Annotated in this window: 1 protein-coding gene; it reads right to left on the bottom strand. The window is 51.2% G+C overall.

What is annotated here, in order from left to right; translation table 11 throughout:
- A partial coding sequence (locus tag AAE514_RS18500) for a hypothetical protein (protein WP_347333041.1) occupies positions 1 to 426 on the bottom strand: 426 nt, incomplete at its 3' end.
- Positions 427 to 648: the final 222 nt, after the last annotated feature.

Here is a 648-nt window from a genome sequence, read left to right as displayed (position 1 = left end):
AGACGACGTACGGTGGGTCAAAATTAATGGCCAAACGTGGGTCAAAATAGATGGCCATTGACACGGGTCAGTAACCGTTACTTCTTCGCCGTAGGGACGATTACGCCCCCTTCCCCACTCCCGAATGGGCTGCCAGGTTCCACCACATTCCCGCCTGACAGTCGCCAACATATAGGCGACCCAGCGGATGTCCGTAACATCAGCGTCACCCAGAATTCTCTTGAGTAGGGAAATCAATGAATCTACGTGCTGGCCGTTGGGGAACTGCCTACTATACAGCCTTTTGAACTCAATCGAATCAATGGCTGATTTTTGATTCAGCTGAGCGTGTATTAGCTGATTGAACAAGTATTCCGGCTTCAAAGACGCAACCAGGCTCTGGTGGGTACCCCGATTCACGTTGATGAGCGAATCGGGGTTTGTCATCCCAACAACATTCTTCTGGTATAAGGCGATTTGACCCCCCGTGGCCGGACCGTAGGCCCCATCGGGAACGAGGGATTGTTTACCTTTATAGACATGCCTCGTACCGTTCAACAGCCGCTGGATCAACGTAAGCGTTCATTCTACAGCGTTCTACCCAGCCTGAATATCGCGCGATAGCATGGCCTCTCATTCATTGAGGAGGCAGATTATGACCACTACCTA

The organism is Marinimicrobium locisalis (assembly GCF_039822625.1).
GTDB classification, from domain to species: Bacteria; Pseudomonadota; Gammaproteobacteria; order Pseudomonadales; family Cellvibrionaceae; genus Marinimicrobium; species Marinimicrobium locisalis.
The sequence above is the reverse complement of the archived record's forward strand: the minus strand, read 5'-3'. Positions and strand labels throughout refer to the sequence as shown.